This window comes from Pantoea leporis (genome assembly GCF_028048155.1).
Taxonomy (GTDB): domain Bacteria; phylum Pseudomonadota; class Gammaproteobacteria; order Enterobacterales; family Enterobacteriaceae; genus Pantoea; species Pantoea leporis.
Map to the genome: position 1 here is coordinate 1 of NZ_JALMEU010000010.1, position 16,248 is coordinate 16,248.

At 54.5% G+C, this 16,248-nt stretch carries 13 protein-coding genes; 2 read left to right on the forward strand and 11 right to left on the reverse strand.

What is annotated here, in order from left to right; genetic code table 11:
- The first annotated feature begins 186 nt into the window (after nt 1–186).
- Nucleotides 187–1,491 carry an MFS family transporter gene (locus tag MWH02_RS19470; RefSeq protein WP_110868295.1) on the forward strand — a complete coding sequence of 435 codons (1,305 nt, stop codon included), beginning with the start codon at nt 187–189 and terminating at the stop codon, nt 1,489–1,491.
- Here the strand turns inward: MWH02_RS19470 and MWH02_RS19475 are convergent, their stop codons facing one another.
- The 5 genes from MWH02_RS19475 to trxC all read right to left on the reverse strand — a co-directional run bounded on the left by MWH02_RS19475 (nt 1,492) and on the right by trxC (nt 7,248).
- On the reverse strand, nt 1,492–1,812 hold the full coding sequence (locus tag MWH02_RS19475; protein WP_101763428.1) for a YfiM family lipoprotein: 321 nt from the start codon (nt 1,810–1,812) through the stop codon (nt 1,492–1,494).
- Between the two features lie 3 nt (nt 1,813–1,815).
- Entirely contained in the window at nt 1,816–3,171 is a 1,356-nt protein-coding gene (pssA, locus tag MWH02_RS19480; RefSeq protein ID WP_101763429.1) for a CDP-diacylglycerol--serine O-phosphatidyltransferase, read from the reverse strand.
- A gap of 116 nt (nt 3,172–3,287) precedes the next feature.
- The gene (locus MWH02_RS19490) at nt 3,288–5,945 is read right to left on the reverse strand and encodes a bifunctional acetate--CoA ligase family protein/GNAT family N-acetyltransferase (protein ID WP_192234470.1); all 2,658 of its coding nucleotides are present in this window, start codon (nt 5,943–5,945) and stop codon (nt 3,288–3,290) included.
- Between the two features lie 87 nt (nt 5,946–6,032).
- Nucleotides 6,033–6,737 carry a tRNA-uridine aminocarboxypropyltransferase gene (locus tag MWH02_RS19495; protein WP_271461278.1) on the reverse strand — a complete coding sequence of 235 codons (705 nt, stop codon included), beginning with the start codon at nt 6,735–6,737 and terminating at the stop codon, nt 6,033–6,035.
- 91 nt (nt 6,738–6,828) lie between these two features.
- Nucleotides 6,829–7,248 carry a thioredoxin TrxC gene (trxC, locus tag MWH02_RS19500; RefSeq protein WP_101763432.1) on the reverse strand — a complete coding sequence of 140 codons (420 nt, stop codon included), beginning with the start codon at nt 7,246–7,248 and terminating at the stop codon, nt 6,829–6,831.
- A 156-nt stretch (nt 7,249–7,404) separates the two neighbouring features.
- On the opposite strand from trxC, the gene MWH02_RS19505 reads away from it, so the two are divergent.
- A complete protein-coding gene (locus MWH02_RS19505) occupies nt 7,405–8,517 on the forward strand; it encodes a tRNA/rRNA methyltransferase (protein WP_271461279.1) in 1,113 nt (370 codons plus the stop codon).
- Nucleotides 8,518–8,554: 37 nt separating this feature from the next.
- Here MWH02_RS19505 and emrB read toward each other — a convergent pair whose 3' ends face one another.
- The 6 genes from emrB to proV all read right to left on the reverse strand — a co-directional run bounded on the left by emrB (nt 8,555) and on the right by proV (nt 16,098).
- The gene (gene emrB, locus MWH02_RS19510; protein WP_101763434.1) at nt 8,555–10,090 is read right to left on the reverse strand and encodes a multidrug efflux MFS transporter permease subunit EmrB; all 1,536 of its coding nucleotides are present in this window, start codon (nt 10,088–10,090) and stop codon (nt 8,555–8,557) included.
- Nucleotides 10,091–10,107: 17 nt separating this feature from the next.
- A complete protein-coding gene (emrA, locus tag MWH02_RS19515) occupies nt 10,108–11,280 on the reverse strand; it encodes a multidrug efflux MFS transporter periplasmic adaptor subunit EmrA (RefSeq protein WP_110868299.1) in 1,173 nt (390 codons plus the stop codon).
- A gap of 148 nt (nt 11,281–11,428) precedes the next feature.
- Complete coding sequence (mprA, locus tag MWH02_RS19520) at nt 11,429–11,959, reverse strand: transcriptional repressor MprA (RefSeq protein ID WP_008101638.1); 531 nt, start codon at nt 11,957–11,959, stop codon at nt 11,429–11,431.
- Nucleotides 11,960–12,667: 708 nt separating this feature from the next.
- On the reverse strand, nt 12,668–13,663 hold the full coding sequence (gene proX, locus MWH02_RS19525) for a glycine betaine/L-proline ABC transporter substrate-binding protein ProX (RefSeq protein ID WP_271461280.1): 996 nt from the start codon (nt 13,661–13,663) through the stop codon (nt 12,668–12,670).
- A 63-nt stretch (nt 13,664–13,726) separates the two neighbouring features.
- The gene (proW, locus tag MWH02_RS19530) at nt 13,727–14,905 is read right to left on the reverse strand and encodes a glycine betaine/L-proline ABC transporter permease ProW (RefSeq protein ID WP_101763436.1); all 1,179 of its coding nucleotides are present in this window, start codon (nt 14,903–14,905) and stop codon (nt 13,727–13,729) included.
- Nucleotides 14,906–14,907: 2 nt separating this feature from the next.
- Nucleotides 14,908–16,098 carry a glycine betaine/L-proline ABC transporter ATP-binding protein ProV gene (gene proV / locus MWH02_RS19535; protein ID WP_101763437.1) on the reverse strand — a complete coding sequence of 397 codons (1,191 nt, stop codon included), beginning with the start codon at nt 16,096–16,098 and terminating at the stop codon, nt 14,908–14,910.
- Nucleotides 16,099–16,248 lie beyond the last annotated feature (150 nt).

Sequence of the window (16,248 nt, forward strand, 5' to 3'; positions counted from 1 at the left end):
ATCTGCATATAGCGAATTAAAACTAGTAGATGGCTGAATTTGCATGAAAATCAGTAATAAATTGCACTAAAAACTTCGCGGCAATCACATTTTGTAATCCAGGAACAGAGACAATTCCCGCAACCAGTTAATAGATGCTTTACTCAATCCTTTGGCGCTAATTATTCGCAAGGAAAAGAGGTAAGCATGACTGACTCACAACACCAGAAAGTGGCTATATCTGAAACGGCAGCCGACAGTAAAAAGCGTATCTGGGCGATTGTCGGCGCATCATCCGGCAACTTAGTTGAATGGTTCGATTTCTACGTCTACTCCTTCTTCTCACTCTATTTTGCCCATGTATTCTTTCCAAGCGGTGATACCACCACCCAGTTGCTGCAAACAGCAGGCGTCTTCGCAGCTGGTTTTCTGATGCGCCCGATCGGCGGATGGTTATTTGGCTATATTGCCGATCGTCACGGTCGCAAAGCCTCAATGCTGATCTCAGTGTGCATGATGTGTCTGGGATCATTAGTGATCGCCTGTCTACCGGGCTACGGAGAAATTGGCCTTGCCGCGCCTGTCATTCTTCTGCTGGCACGTATGTTTCAGGGATTATCGGTTGGTGGGGAATACGGTACCAGCGCCACTTATATGAGCGAAGTAGCACTGGAAGGACGAAAAGGATTTTATGCCTCTTTCCAATATGTGACGCTCATCGGCGGCCAACTGTTAGCGGTGCTTACCGTTGTAGTCTTACAGCAAATTCTCAGCGATGAAGAACTTCGCAGCTGGGGCTGGCGTATTCCGTTCTTCCTCGGGGCGGCGCTTGCTGTGGTGGCATTGTGGTTGCGTCGTTCTCTCAACGAAACTTCAGAGAAAAAACACCGAGAACATCGTGACGCCGGCAGCATTACGGGATTACTGCGCAATCACACCCGTGCATTTCTGATGGTGCTGGGCTTTACCGCAGGCGGTTCGCTAAGCTTCTATACCTTCACCACCTACATGCAAAAATATCTGGTAAATACTGCCGGGATGGATGCGCGCAGTGCCAGTGGATTAATGACCGGTTGCTTATTGGTATTCATGTTGATTCAGCCGATAGTTGGCGCGCTGTCAGACAAGATTGGTCGTCGTGCCTCAATGATGATTTTTGGTGCCGGGGCAGCTATCTGTACGGTTCCGATTCTGCTGCTGCTGCAAAATGTGCAAAGCAGTTGGCTGGCATTTGCCTTGATCATGCTGGCGCTAATCATCACCAGTTTCTACACCGCTATCAGTGGCATTTTGAAAGCAGAGATGTTCCCGCCGGAAGTCCGCGCGCTGGGCGTTGGGCTTTCCTATGCGGTGGCGAATGCTATTTTTGGTGGTTCGGCAGAGTACGTAGCCTTACTGCTGAAAAGAGAAGGTATTGAAACCAGCTTCTTCTGGTATGTTTCGGCAATGGGCGCTTTAGCATTCCTGGTATCGCTGATGCTGCATCGCAAAGGGAAGGGGATTGCGCTGTAGTTACTGACTGAGATTCCACAGTGCGATACCGCTGGCGGCGCCGGCGACATCCCAGCTAAGATCTTTCCAACTCCAGCCGCTCCCCGCTGAGCGGCTGTCATATAACTCTTTCCCCACACCAAAACTTAACGAAAACAGAAAGCCGAAACGCAAATTCTGCCCGCGGCTGTGATTTTGATGCTGAGAAATCTCGCTTCCTGCAGCAGCCAGAACAGCAGAAGAGAAGTAGTGTTGCGCTTTGTCTTTGCCGGTCCAGTTATCCTGAGCGACATGCGCACATCCACTACACAGCAAAACCACGCAGAGAATAGGCGCACGCATCGGCTAAAGCAGACGGCTAATCAAGCGATCGATGCGAATACGGCGCAGGCGACGAATCAGCTTGCGCACCTTTGCCGGATAATCGGAGATACTTTCCAGCTCGCGATAATGCTGCACCACGGAAGTATGCTCACGAATCAGCGCCAGCTCTTTTTCACGCTGCTCGGCCAATTGATTGAGAGGATCGTGAATCAGCACCGCATTTTCCAGATCCAGTCGCCACGCCCGAGGATTGAGGTTATTACCGGTGATCATCATCCATTCGTCATCCACCCAAATGCCTTTCAGGTGATAACTGTTTTCGCCATCTTTCCACAAGCGTACCGTCAGCTGACCATTATTCACGTAATACTGCAACCGGCTCAGGAAGCGACGCAGGTTAATCTCATAAAGATAAGGCAGCGCCCCGATAATCTTAAACGGCTGTTCTGGCGGGATGTAGAAGTCATTGGCCGTTTTGTCGCCAATGATGATTTCAACTTCTTTACCCTGACGCAGTAAATGAATCAGGTTACGCACCAGAATGGCCGGCAGGTTAAAATAGGGCGTACACAGCGTCAGCTTGCGCTCAGCGCAGGGCATCAAATGGAAAATGGTTTTGTTCAGCAGGCTACGTTTGCCCAAGCCAACCAGCGGCGTGACGGCAAGGCAATCATTATCTGCATTGCCGGTAAACTGATAGTTAAAGCTGCGCAGCTCCTGACGGAACTGACGTGTTTCGTTTTTGATTTCCGGGCTGGAAGGGCGCTCAGTTTTATCGAGGCGGTTAACCGCATCGGAATCCTTGAGATTTTCGCAGATCCACGCATACATGGTATCGGTAAGCTGTGGATTGCGGATCAGCTGATAACGGTCATAACGGTATTTATCATGCTGATGCAAATAGACATCGTTCAGGCTCGCGCCGCTGTAGAGCAGCGTATCATCAATGATAAACCCTTTCAGATGCAGCACACCGAGCGCTTCGCGGGTGTTAACCGGAATGCCATAAACCGGAATAGCGATATCCGGGTGCTGAGTCGCCATTTCGCAATACCAGTCAGCGTTGGTCACGCCGCGAGCAGCGCCAATACGACCACGCTGCGCACGATGCCAGTCAACCAGAATACAGACATCCAGCTCCGGACGTGCCTGACGCGCTGCGTACAGCGCCTGCATTATTCCGCGACCGCCGTCATCATTCTCCAGATACAGCGCGGTGATACAGATACGCTTTTCTGCTGCGGCAATTTTCGTCAGCAGGGTTTCGCGAAACTCGGCAGGCGAGTAAAGCGTCGTCAGATCCGACACGGATTGTGACAGTTTAGGCAGCTGTGCGAGGTGTTGTTGGTGTTTATTACGTTTAAATTTAGACAACATCACAGTGCACTTCTTCTCTGTTCATTGCATGGCCTTTTGCCATCAAATCATGATCCTAACGGTAAATAATACCATCAACCGGCCTGTAGAGGAGGAATTTTACCTTTCTGTACAGGTTAGCTGATGACATCACCGAGCGGCAAATTCAGGCTGACAATGCCATCATCCAGTTGAATATTCACGCGAAAATTGAGCTTTCGCGCCAGCGTGATCATGCCGCTATTGTTTGGCATGGTGATACCGTTCAATTGTTGCAGGCCATGATCGCGCGTATAGCGAATCATCTTCTCCAGTAAGCGCCTGCCCATGCCCAAGCCTTTCAGGTCAGACCGCACCAGCACGGAGAATTCAGCATCGATATTATCGGCATCGGAGATCGCACGTGTTACGCCAATGATCTCGTCGACGCCGTTGTGCTGCCGTATAGCGACAATCGCCATTTCGCGGTCGTAATCAATTTGCGTCATATTCGCCAAATCTTCATGGGTGAATTCATTGATTTCACTGAAGTAACGATAGTAGAGATCTTCTTTCGTTACCTGGGCGATAAAGGCGCGCAGCTGCGGTTCATCTTCCGGCAGGATCGGGCGGAACAGGCAATATTGCCCATTTTTCAGCTGCACCTGCTCTTCAAGATGATGCGGGTAAGGACGAATAGCCAGCCGTGTTTCGTTATCACCATTAAAAGGCGCCAGCTGCAGCGTGACATCCAGCAGCGTGAATTCGTCGGCTGATGCCAGCAGCGGATGAATATCCAGGCGCTGAATCTCCGGACAATCGACCACCAGGTTTGAAACCTGCACTAACAGCTGGCTAAGCCCGGTGATATCCAGTGGTCGCAACGCGCTACGGCTGCGGACTTTGCCGCTTTTCATCGCCTGAATCACCAGATAGCGCGCCAGCGTCATATTCAGCGGCGGCAAAGCCACGGCGGCTTGCTTGTCGGGCTGCCACTCCACGCCGCCTTCGCCCAGCAGGATGATGGGGCCAAACAGCGGATCCTGTTCGACCACCACACGCAACTCCTGTGCTCCGGCGCGATTCGCCATACTCTGCACCAGCAAACCATCAACATGCGCATGTGGATGGGTTTCACGCACGCGATCAAAAATGGCTTCAGCCGCTTGTTCCACCTCTGCGGCGCTGCGCAGATACAGCATTACGCCTTGTACCTCTGACTTATGCGGAATATCCGGCGAACGCAGCTTGAGCGCGACCGGATAGCCAATCTGATCGGCGATGCTGGCAGCCGCGGCGCTGTCGCTGGCAATCCAGGTGGGCAGCGTCGCCAGGCCATAAGCCTGCAACACTGGCTGCACTTCGTGTGTGTCCAGCGTGGTGATGCCTTTATCCAGCGCTTGCTGAATCAGCTGATGCGCCTGCGCGCTGTTCTGCGTCAAACCAATCGGCAGCGCGGGCGTCTCACGCAGTTGCTTCTGGTTGCGGCGATATTCCACCTGATGCATGAAAGCGGTAACGGTACCTTCCGGTGTGCGCCAGGTGGGAATGCCAGCCTGAGTAAACGCGCGTCGTGCGCTCTGCGAAGAGTATTCGCCGCACCAGTTCGTCAGCAAAGTGACCTGCTTGCCACGCGGATGTTTGGCAACCGCAGCGATAATCTGCTCGGCGGTCTCGCTCGAAGGTGAAACGGCGCTTGGCGCATGAATGATCATCAGTGCATCAAGTTCATGGCTATCCAGCAGCCGTTCAATGCAGGCGACATAGCGCGCTGGTGTCGCGTCATCTTTCAAATCCAGCGGATTGCCGCGGCCAACGCCTTCTGGCAGCAGTGTGGCCAGCGCCTGCAAGGTTTCGTCACTTAACGTCGCCAGCTTACCGTTGCGCGCATACAGTTCATCCAGGGCCAGCGCCGCCGGGGCCGCGCCGTTGCTGATGATCATCAGTCGATCGCCGCGTAATGGACGCATATGGCTCAGCGACTCAACCGCCGTAAACAGTTCATGTGTATCTTGTACGCGCAGTAAACCGGCGCGCTGAATCGCCGCATCCCAGGCAGCGTCCAGTCCGCTGTGAGTACCGATCATCGCCTGCGCCTGATGGCTGCGACCACTTTTTATCACCAGAATCGGTTTATTACGCGAGGCGCTGCGCGAAGCGGAAACAAAGCGACGCGCATCGCTGAGGTGTTCGAGGTAGAGCAGAATGGCGCTGGTTTTACCGTCGCGCGCGAGGAAATCCAGCAGATCATCAACGTCGATATCCAGGCTATCACCCAAGGCGATAAACCATGAGAAACCGAGGTTACGCTGCTGCGCCCAGTCGAGAATGGTGTTAGAAACCGCGGCGGATTGCGAAATAAAAGCAATGCGACCTTTAGCAATCGGCACCGGCGAGAAGCTGGCATTCAACCCTTGCCACGGCGCCAGCAAACCTAAGCTGTTGGGCCCAAGCAGGCGAATTTGCCATTGACTGGCGCAGGCTTTCAGCTCTTCCAACTGGCTGGATGGCGCCGAGAGAATAATACAGGCCTTACAACCTTTTTCGCCCAGTTGTTGCAGCAGTTCGAGATTACGTTTGGCGTGGGTACAGATGATGGCGAGATCGGGCGCGAAGGGCAGGCTGGCGATATCCGGCCAGGCCAGCACGCCGCTCACCGCTTTATACTTCGGCGTCACCGGCAATACCGGACCGCTAAATCCACCGGCCAGCAGGTTACGCATCATAAAGTAGCCGGCGCGCCCCGGTGTAATTGACGCACCGATTACCGCGATTGATTTAGGTCGTAACAGCGCTTCCAGTCCGCGTTGGCTCATCATCCGCTCCTGCTATCAAGATTGGCATGATTGTAAACGCTTTTTAGCGCGCGTGCCGATTCACCGATCGCAGGCTGAGAGCCAGCTTCAGATTCCGCTACTCAATGCTTCTTCCAGAGCATGAATCGGATGATGCGGTTTCCCCGCCAGATAAGCATGACGGAAGCGGGCGAAATAGTGCTGCAATTCTGCGGCGGCGGCGAGATCCCCGGCCTGTTCCAGCAGCGCGGCAGCAACTTCGGCGGTGCAGTGCTGGCCTTCGCCGTGGGCCTCGCGCAGCGTGTAGCGCGAGGGCGCAGACACGTTGAGCGACATCACCGGCAACGCATCCAGCCACGGACTTTTGCGGAACATCTTGCGCGCTTCCGTCCAGGTGCCGTCGAGCATAATAAATAGCGGCGGTTTGCCGGTAAGCGGCGGGCTGGTAAGCACTTCGCGATCGGCATCTGCGTAAGACGCAGGGAAAACCACCAGTGGCTGATAATGCGCGTTCTTCACCGCCGCCAGCAGCGCGGCATCCGGATCGGTGCGTGACCAGCCAAACGCCTCGGTGTCCGGCAGCACATCGGCAATTAACCTTCCGGTATTGCTCGGCTTCATCGGCTCGGTATCGAACATCACCAGACAGAAGCGACTGCGCGCTTGCTGAGGCTGGATGGTGGGACACAGACAGTTTTTCTGCGGCAGCAGGCAGCGTTGGCAACGAATGACACGATTACCGCGCGCAAGAAACGGGCGCGTGGCGCGCGCTAAACGTTGCGCACGTAAGCGCAGAACGGCATTTTCAAACATAAATTCGCAGGCAGGAGAAAAAACGCCAGTGTAATGGAATTAGCCGGGAAAGGTAATAAGGAAGGCCAGCTCGCGGCTGGCCATCAGCGGTTTACAGCGATTCGTCGAGCCACTCGTTGAAGGGCGCTTTCGGCATTGCGCCATTCAGCATGTCGACCATCTCGCCGTTCTTGAACAGCATAATCGTAGGAATGCTGCGAATGCGGAAACGCGCGCTAAGCGCGGGTTCGGCTTCGGTATTCACTTTCACGAAGCGCACCTTGCCGCGCCGCTCGTCGGCGACATCTTTAAACACCGGTGCGAAGTTAACGCACGGGCCGCACCACGGCGCCCAGAAGTCGATCACCACCGGCAGATCGTCTTGCAGATACTTATCCAGCGTGGCCGCGGTCGCGTTGGCGACTTCACCGTTGAATAGCTCGCCGCCGCAACGACCACATTTTGCTCCATCAGCCATGCGCGACTCGGGCACGCGGTTGGTTGCCTGACAGGAGGCACAAACTGTATTCATATTTACCTCAACCCGGACCTGTAAATCTGATGATTGCCGGACATTATGAAAAGGTTGAGTGCTATGCTCAATCTGGATTGCCCAATAGGTTCAATAGTTGATAGCTAAGCACCGACACATCAGGTAATCTTCGCGCTCTCAATGCTGGAGGAACAGATGAACGACGAATTTAAAGGCAAAAGCGGCAAGGTAAAAGTGATGTACGTACGTGATGAGGAGAGTGGTCAAAAGCCGAATCCCCGTACCGGCAAAGGCGGCCGTCCTGCTGCGCGCCAGGAAGATAATCGTCGTTCTGGTCCTCGCAGCGGTGCACGTAATAATGAAGAAGGTGGCCGTGGCGGCGCACGCAGCTCGGCACCGCGCGGTGCGAGCAATACCGAACGTGGCCGCAGCTTTGGACGTCGTGACGATCGTGGTGACGACAACCGCAGTTTCGGTGATTCGCCGTGGCGCACCGTTTCTCGTCCGCCGGTCGCGGATGAGAGTCAACTGGATGATGCCGCGAATAAGCCGGTCATCGATCCCGAGCAGATTCGCCGTCAGCGTCAGGAAGAGACGCGCGTCTACGGTGAAAATGCCTGTCAGGCGCTGTTCCTGAGCCGTCCGGAAAGCATCGTGCGTGCCTGGTTTATTCAGAGCGTAACACCGCGTTTCCGTGAAACCCTGCGCTGGCTGGCGGCCAACCGCAAAGCCTATCATGTGGTTGAAGATGCTGAGCTGACCAAAGCTTCAGGTACTGAACACCACGGTGGCGTGTGCTTCATCATCAAAAAACGTATGGGCATGCCGGTTACCGAGTGGCTGACCAGGGCCCCCACCAAAGATTGCGTGCTGGCGCTGGAAGATGTCAGCAACCCGCACAACCTTGGCGGCATTATGCGTAGCTGCGCGCACTTCGGTGTGAAAGGTTTGCTGGTGAATGATGCTTCGCTGCTGGAGTCAGGTGCGGCAGTGCGTACCGCCGAAGGTGGCGCTGAACACGTACAGGCAATCAGCGGCGAAAGCTTTGCCGATGGCCTGGAAGCGTTCCGTAAAGCGGGTTACACCATCGTTACCACCTCAAGCCACGAAGGCACACCGCTGGCGAAAGCTGAGCTGCCTGCCAAAATGGTGCTGGTGTTGGGGCAGGAGAGCGAAGGTCTGTCAGACAGCGCTTTCCAGCAGGGCGATCTCAGCCTGTCGATTGGTGGCACCGGCAACGTTGAAAGCCTCAACGTGTCAGTGGCGACCGGTATTCTGCTCGCCGAATGGTGGCGTCAGAACGCATAAAAAAACGGGCCGCAAGGCCCGTTTTTGTTTGTCTCGCTTAGTGAGCACCACCGCCGCCACTGCCCGCACCAAATGGTGGACGCGCAAACCACACCAGCACCAGCAAGATCAAGAACACGCCCGCCGATGCCCAGAAGATCTCATTCGCCGAAATAATCAGACCCTGATTGGTAATTTGCTGCGCGATATACGCCGAGGCCTGCTGCTGGGTCATGCCCATGCTTTGCAACTGGTCATACATCTGCTGTGAATTGACGTTGTACGGATTCACCGACTCCGACAGATAGCTATGATGCATCGATTCACGGTTACTCCACATGGTGGTAGTAATCGAAGTACCGATGGAACCTGCCAGCGTACGCACGAAGTTCGACAGGCTTGATGCCGCCGCCATACGTTCTGGCGGTAAGCCTGACAGCGTAATGGTGGTGAGCGGCATAAAGAAGCACGCCACCGCAAAGCCCTGAATAAACTGCGGCCACGCTGATGCACCAAAATCCATTCCCGGCTCAAACGTGTAGGCGCGCCAGTAGAAACAGACGGCATACATGATGAAGCTGAAGGTCACCAGCTTACGCATATCCAGCTTGTGGGCGAAGCGGCCAATGATCGGCGACAGGATCACCGGCAGAATCCCCACCGGTGCCGACGCCAATCCGGCCCAGGTGGCGGTGTAGCCATATACCTCCTGTAACAGCTGCGGCAGCAACACTATCGAGCCGAAGTAAAGCATATAGGCCAGGCTAATCGACAAACAGCCGATGGTGAAGTTGCGCATCTTGAACAACGACAAATCGACTATCGGATGGTCGTCGGTGAGCTCCCACACCAGCAACACCAGCAGCGCCACCACGGCGACCACCATCAGCACAATGATCTCGGTTGAGCTAAACCAGTCGAGCTCTTTTCCGCGATCCAGCATCACCTGCAGCGAGCCAATGCCCACCACCAGCAGTACCAACCCCACCATATCGATCCGGCGGATTTCGGTTTTGGTTTCACGTCCACGCAGCGTTTGCAGCGTCAGTAACACCACCACCAAACCAATCGGTACGTTGATGAAGAAGATCCAGCCCCAGTGATAGTTATCGCTGATCCAGCCGCCGAGAATCGGACCGCAGATCGGTGCCACAATCACCGTCATCGCCCACAGCGAAAGCGCCACGCTGCGTTTCGCCGGCGGATAGTTGTTCAGCAGCAAACTTTGCGACAGCGGAATCAGCGGACCGGCAACCACGCCCTGAATGACGCGGAAGAAGATCAGCATCTCCAGGCTTTCGGACATGCCGCAAGCCCAGGACGCCAGCACAAACAGGATGGTCGACCAGGTAAACAGCTTCACTTCACCGATGCGCTTCGCCAGCCAACCGGTTATCGGAATCGAGATGGCGTTCGCCACCCCGAAAGAGGTAATCACCCAGGTGCCCTGCGAGTTCGAGGCACCGAGGTTACCGGCGATGGTCGGAATCGCCACGTTAGCGATGGTGGAGTCGAGTACCTGCATGAACGTCGCCAGCGACAGGGCGATGGTCATCAGGACTAACGGCGCACCTTCAAGCGGTTTTTGTGCCATAACAGCCTCCCGCGGCGTTAGTCAGCGTTGGCACGAACGATGTCAGTAATCAGCTGGTTAACCGGCGCGAGGTCGATTGCCAACGCATTACTTTCATACGCGGCTTGCGAACGCACGGTGCTGGCCAGCGTGGCACCCTCTTTATTTTGGGTATCCACTTTCACCAGCGTGGAGAGGCCGATACGCAGCGGATGTTCCGCTACTTGTTTCGGATCCAGCTCGATACGCACCGGCAGACGCTGGACCACTTTAATCCAGTTACCGGTGGCGTTCTGCGCAGGCAGCAGCGAGAAGGCGCTGCCGGTACCCATATCCAGACCCACCACTTTGCCGTGATACTCGACGTCATCGCCGTAGATATCACTGATCACCGTGGCCGATTGGCCGATACGGACACCTGCAAGCTGGGTCTCTTTGAAGTTTGCATCGATCCACAGATTAGTGGACGGCACCACCGCCAACAGCGGGGTGGTGGTGGAGATTTGCGAGCCAACCTGCACGCTGCGACGTGAAATGAAGCCATCAATCGGGCTACGGATTTCAGTACGCTGCAGCGCCAGCCAGGCATCGCGCAGCTCAGCCGCACTCTGCTGTACCGCGGGCTGATTTTCCAGCGAGGTATTCAGAATCATCGCCTGGTTAGCGTTGTATTGCTGCACTGCCACATCCAGCTGCGCTTTGGCTGTCGCCACGGCATCACGCGAGTGTTGCAGCTCTTCGCGGCCAATCAGATTAGACGCGCCCAGCGGCTCGCGGCGTTTCAGGTCAGCTTCGGCCTGTTCCAGCGCGGTTTGCTGCAGCTTGATGGTGGCTTGATACTGTTTGCCATTGATCATCAGCTGGTGGGTTTGACGCACGCTGGTGGCCAACGCGGTCTGCGCTTTTTCAAACGCCTGCTCGGCATCGGTTTTATCCAGCGACACCAGGACGTCGCCTTTCTTCACCACGTCGGTATTATCAAACCACACTTTATTTACGCTGCCGGAAACCTGCGCCATCACCTGCACCTGGTTGCCCGCCACGTACGCATCATCGGTTTCCTGGAAGTGACGCAGCACCAAATACCAGTAAGCCAGATACGAAACACCAATAATTACAAACACGATAGCCAGCAGGATCAGCACACCTTTGCGCTTCTTCTTTTTATTCGCTGGCTGTTGCGGGCTTTGAGCTTCCGCTGTCGCACTCATGTCGTTCTCCACGTTTTCCATTTAGTCGGGATGTGCCGATCCTTCAACACGGTTGCCCGAGTCAAAAAAGCCAGCACTTAAGCGCTGGCCGGACAAAAGGGGATTAAAATAGCGATTTCGGAAGGTGATTGTGTCGCACTTCTTGCTATTAGCGCGACAGGGAAGCGATAACCTGATCTTCGTCCATTTTATCGAGACGGTTAAGTAACTTACGGGTAATCGATTCCAGCTGATCCTGCTCGTTAGTAGAGAGCGAAGACCACAGGTATTGCAGGCTCTGATGCTGCGGTGGCAGCAGCTGGCGCAGGAATTCATTGCCTTTTTCGGTCAAATGCAGATGCAGGCAGCGACGGTCGTTCTCGCTTTCACGACGTTCGATCCAGCCGCGCTTCTCCAGCTCATCAGCGATACGCGTGGCATTGGTGCGTGAAGAGCCGAGGGCAGAACTCAGTTCTGAAGGCTGAATGCTCTGATTTTCCTGTGCATCAAGGGTAATCAGCGCCATGAATAAGGTCTCGTTAATTCCCTGCGCCTTCAACATTTTGTTGCGATTATCCAGCAGTTTACCCTGCATGTGCATGCACAAGCGGGTCAAAATGATCTCCTGCAGCGGAAAATCTTTATGGCGGTTAGCACGGATGTTAAGCATCTGTTCAATGGGAGTAAACGAACTTTCCATTTTAAAAAAACCTCTTAGTTGCAACTGGTATAGTAATGATGGTGACAGATTAAGCGTAGTCACAATTTCCGCAGGTGATTGTTAGCACGATCACATAGTCAACATCTGACATTCCAGGTTGTTCCTTAACCCTGGGCATTTTGCCCTGACATCCCACCTGAACATACAGGCAGCCGATGCCATCAATTCATCTCGGGAAACCTTTTTACAGATAAATAATTTCGCGAGAAAAAATAACTCTGGTGAATAACTGCGCTGCTAACCATAACAAACCCAATCATTAATGAATAGTATTGCTCAGCGGTTTAGAACCATCTTTACGATTTCTAAACACTTTTCGCGCGCCGCTTATCCACGTAAATCAAGGTGTTGATTAACATGCTCTTAACAACGCCCGCGCGAATGCGACACCAGCCTAAGTGATGGAATTTGATCGCTAAACGGGAAGCAGTCATTGCGTGCGGATAAGAGAGATAATCATTTGTAGGTAATAGTAACCGAAAAAATTATTTCAATGGTGTGTTAATTAACAGGACGTACCAGTGCGCTATAGCGCACGCTTCGCTTATCGGGGGAAAGGAAAAGGGGGAGGCAGCCGTTTTGCCGTAGCGGCGCAATTTATTGCGCTGAGTTCTTAAAGTGGATTGATTGCATGAAAAACGGCGCGATAAATCGCGCCGCTACAATACCAACGCTAATGTAAATGCGTTACTTCGCTGCCGCCAGTGCGTCCTGAATCCACTTATCGAATTCCGCCTGGTGACCTTTGATCCAGCCATCAACGTGGCCATTGATATCGGCTTCAGAAGCATGGCCCGCATGCATCGCCGCATTCTCGGCGTTGATGTCGCCAATCGGCAGCTTCATCTCAGCAAACAGCTTTGCCGCGGCCGGATTTTTCTCGGTCCAGGCTTTGTTGGCGACGATATGCATGGTGTTCACCGGGAAACCGTAGTTAGCCCCGTTCGCCAGCTTGGTATCGACTTTGCTCTGCTCGCCCGGCAGTGAAGAGAACGGTACCTGCAGCCATACCACATTTTTACCCGGCTTCAGCACGTCGCTGACCCAATACGGCGTCCAGGTGTAATAAAACACCGGTTTGCCCTGTTTAAAACGCGTGATGGTATCGGCGATCATCGCCGAGTAGTTGCCCTGATTGTGCTCCACGGTGTTGCTCAGCTTGTAGGCATCAATCTGGTGATTAATCACCGCTTCACAGCCCCAGCCTGGCGTACAGCCGGTCAAATCCGCTTTGCCATCACCATTGGTATCAAACAGTTTGGCGATCTTGGGATCTTTCAGCTGTTCAATATTGGTGATGTGATACTGCTCGGCGGTTTTCTTATCGATCAGGTAACCCTGAGCCGCGCCACCGACGTAAGTGCCCTGGCGATAAAACTTCGCATCGCCGCCCGCGGCTTTATACATATCGTCGTGCAGCGGTTTCCAGTTGGTGGCAATAAAGGTGGCATCACCGGCTGCGATGGTGGTGTACGCCACGTTGTAATCAATCTCGCTTGGCTTCTCAACGGTATAGCCGAGTTTCTCCAGCGCGCGGCTTACCAGCAGCGTCTGGAAGGTCTCTTCAGAGATGGTACTCTGCGTCGGTTTAACGGTGATGCCTTTACCGGGCAGGTCGGCGGCGGACACGTGCGTCGCGGCGAACGTCGTCAGGACGGCGGCGATGAGAGCTGTCTTGCGCATAGTCATTCCTTATTTTACGTGTTACGTCGAAGACGGGCGGCCGCAGCGGACCGCCCATTGAAATCAGGCTTTTTTACTGAAAGGGCGCATCAGCAGACCGAGCGGGCCAGTGCTGTACCAGTGACGGCTGCCACGGCTGCGGCTGTCGCGGCCCATCGACTGCGTCAAGCGATCGAGGATGATGGCGAGGATCACGATGCCCACGCCGCCGACGGTGGCGAGGCCCATATCCAGGCGACCAATGCCGCGCAGCACCATCTGACCGAGACCGCCAACCGCGATCATCGAGGCGATCACCACCATCGACAGCGCCAGCATCAGCGTCTGGTTTACGCCAGCCATGATGGTCGGCATCGCCAGCGGCAGCTGCACTTTGAACAGCATCTGACGCGGGCTGGCACCGAAGGATTCACTCGCTTCAATCAGGTCGGCTGGTACCTGCTTAATACCAAGAATGGTGAGGCGCACAATCGGCGGCAGCGCAAAGATAATGGTCACCACTACGCCCGGCACGTTGCCGATACCAAACAGCATGACGATCGGCACCAGATAGACGAAGGCTGGCGTGGTCTGCATCGCATCTAGCAGCGGACGAATAATGCGCGCGGCACGTTCACTGCGCGCCAGCCAGATGCCGAGCGGCAAGCCGATGATGATGCAGAACAGCAGGGCGGTTAGCACCAGCGCCAGCGTCACCATCGCCTGCGACCAGGCACCAATCGCGCCAATGGCAATCAGCGAGACCAGCGTAGCAATCCCCATCGCCGGGCTGGCAATCTGCCAGGCGATCAGTGCGAACACCACAATCGCTACCGGCGCGGGCATGCCGAGCAGTAACTGCTGGAACGCGCTGAGGATGTAATCCACCGGCACGCGAATGCCCTGAAACACCGGGCGGAAATGGCTGACCACCCAATCAATGCCTTCAGTCACCCAGCTATCAAGCGGAATCCAGGTTTTATGGAACGGGTCCATGAGGTTGAAATGTTCCGGCGCGGGAGCGGGTGCGCTGCTCAGCCAGTCGCTGCTGCTGGCAGCATTGCTGGCGGCATCGTGGCCACCGCTGCTGGCGGCGGAGGGATCGCCCCATGCATCGGCGCTGCCGGAGCTGCTATCTGCAGGCGCGGCACCGCCGCTCGCCCAGGGATCGCTGCTGCTGGCGGCGGGGCTGGTATCAGTGGTGGCAGGTTGCTGGGTGGTTTGGCTGGCGCTTTCCCACGGATTCGCTGTTTGTTCGCTCATGATTAGGCTCCTTCACGGTCTAAAGCACGCAACAGCATGCTTTTCGAAATGATACCGACGTACTGATTCTCTTCGCTGACTACCGGCACGGCGCAGGGCGCTTGTGCCACATGCGACAGCAGATCGTTCAGGGAGGTATCGGCAGGAACCGCTAAGGGCGTGTCGAGCAGCGCGCTATCCAGCCCTTCACCGGCCGCCAGCGCGGCTTTCAATGAATCGGTGGACACCACGCCAACAAACTTCTGTTTCTCCAGCACGTAGCCATATTCGCGATCTTCATCCTGCAGCAGCTTGATGGCGGATCGCGGACCAAAACCGGCGGCTTTGCGGATCAGAGAACCCGCACTGCGACGCGCAATATCTTTGGCGCTAAACACGTGACTAATATCGACGCCGCGGAAGAAGGTGCGCACATAATCGTTGGCAGGATTATTGAGAATTTCATCCGGCGTGCCGACCTGTACCACTTCGCCGCCCTGCATAATGGCAATGCGGTCGCCAATACGCATCGCTTCATCGAGGTCGTGAGAAATAAATACAATGGTACGCTGATGTTTGGCCTGCAGTTTTACCAGTTCATCCTGCATTTCGGTACGAATCAACGGATCAAGTGCTGAGAAAGCTTCATCCATTAATAAAATATCAGGATTAATCGCCAATGCGCGGGCTAATCCAACGCGTTGACGCATACCGCCAGAAAGTTCATCGGGATAAGAGTGGGCGTAATTATCCAGGCCAACCTGACGCAATGCTTCCAGCGCTTTTTCCTGACGTTCGGCTAAAGGAATGCCGGCTAATTCCATGCCAAAGGCGGCATTATTTAGCACAGTCATGTGTGGCATCAGCGCGAAGGATTGAAATACCATACTGATCTTATTTCTGCGGACTTCACGCAGTTCTGATTCCGATATTTTGGCAATATCGACACCGTCTATGATTACCTGGCCGCGAGTGGGCTCGATCAGACGATTGAGAAGGCGAACCATGGTGGACTTACCTGAACCTGAAAGCCCCATGATGACGAAGATCTCGCCTTCTTCAATGGCCAGACTGGCATTTTTGACGCCAACAGAGAGGCCGGTTTTTGCCAGAATACTCTCTTTGCTTTCGCCTTTATCGATCAGCTTAAATGCCTTTTCGGGATTATCCCCAAATACCTTATATAAATTCTTTACTTCGAGTTTAATTGCCATGCAGTAATTAATTTCCCGGTTAAATGTTTAACTATTTCTTGTTGTGGTCCTGATTAAAATTAAGCGCCCTATACCCTAACATAGTGAAATTATCTGACAACCCTGAATGGCGATATTCGGCGGCGCGCGCAGCAGTCAATGGCTAAAATC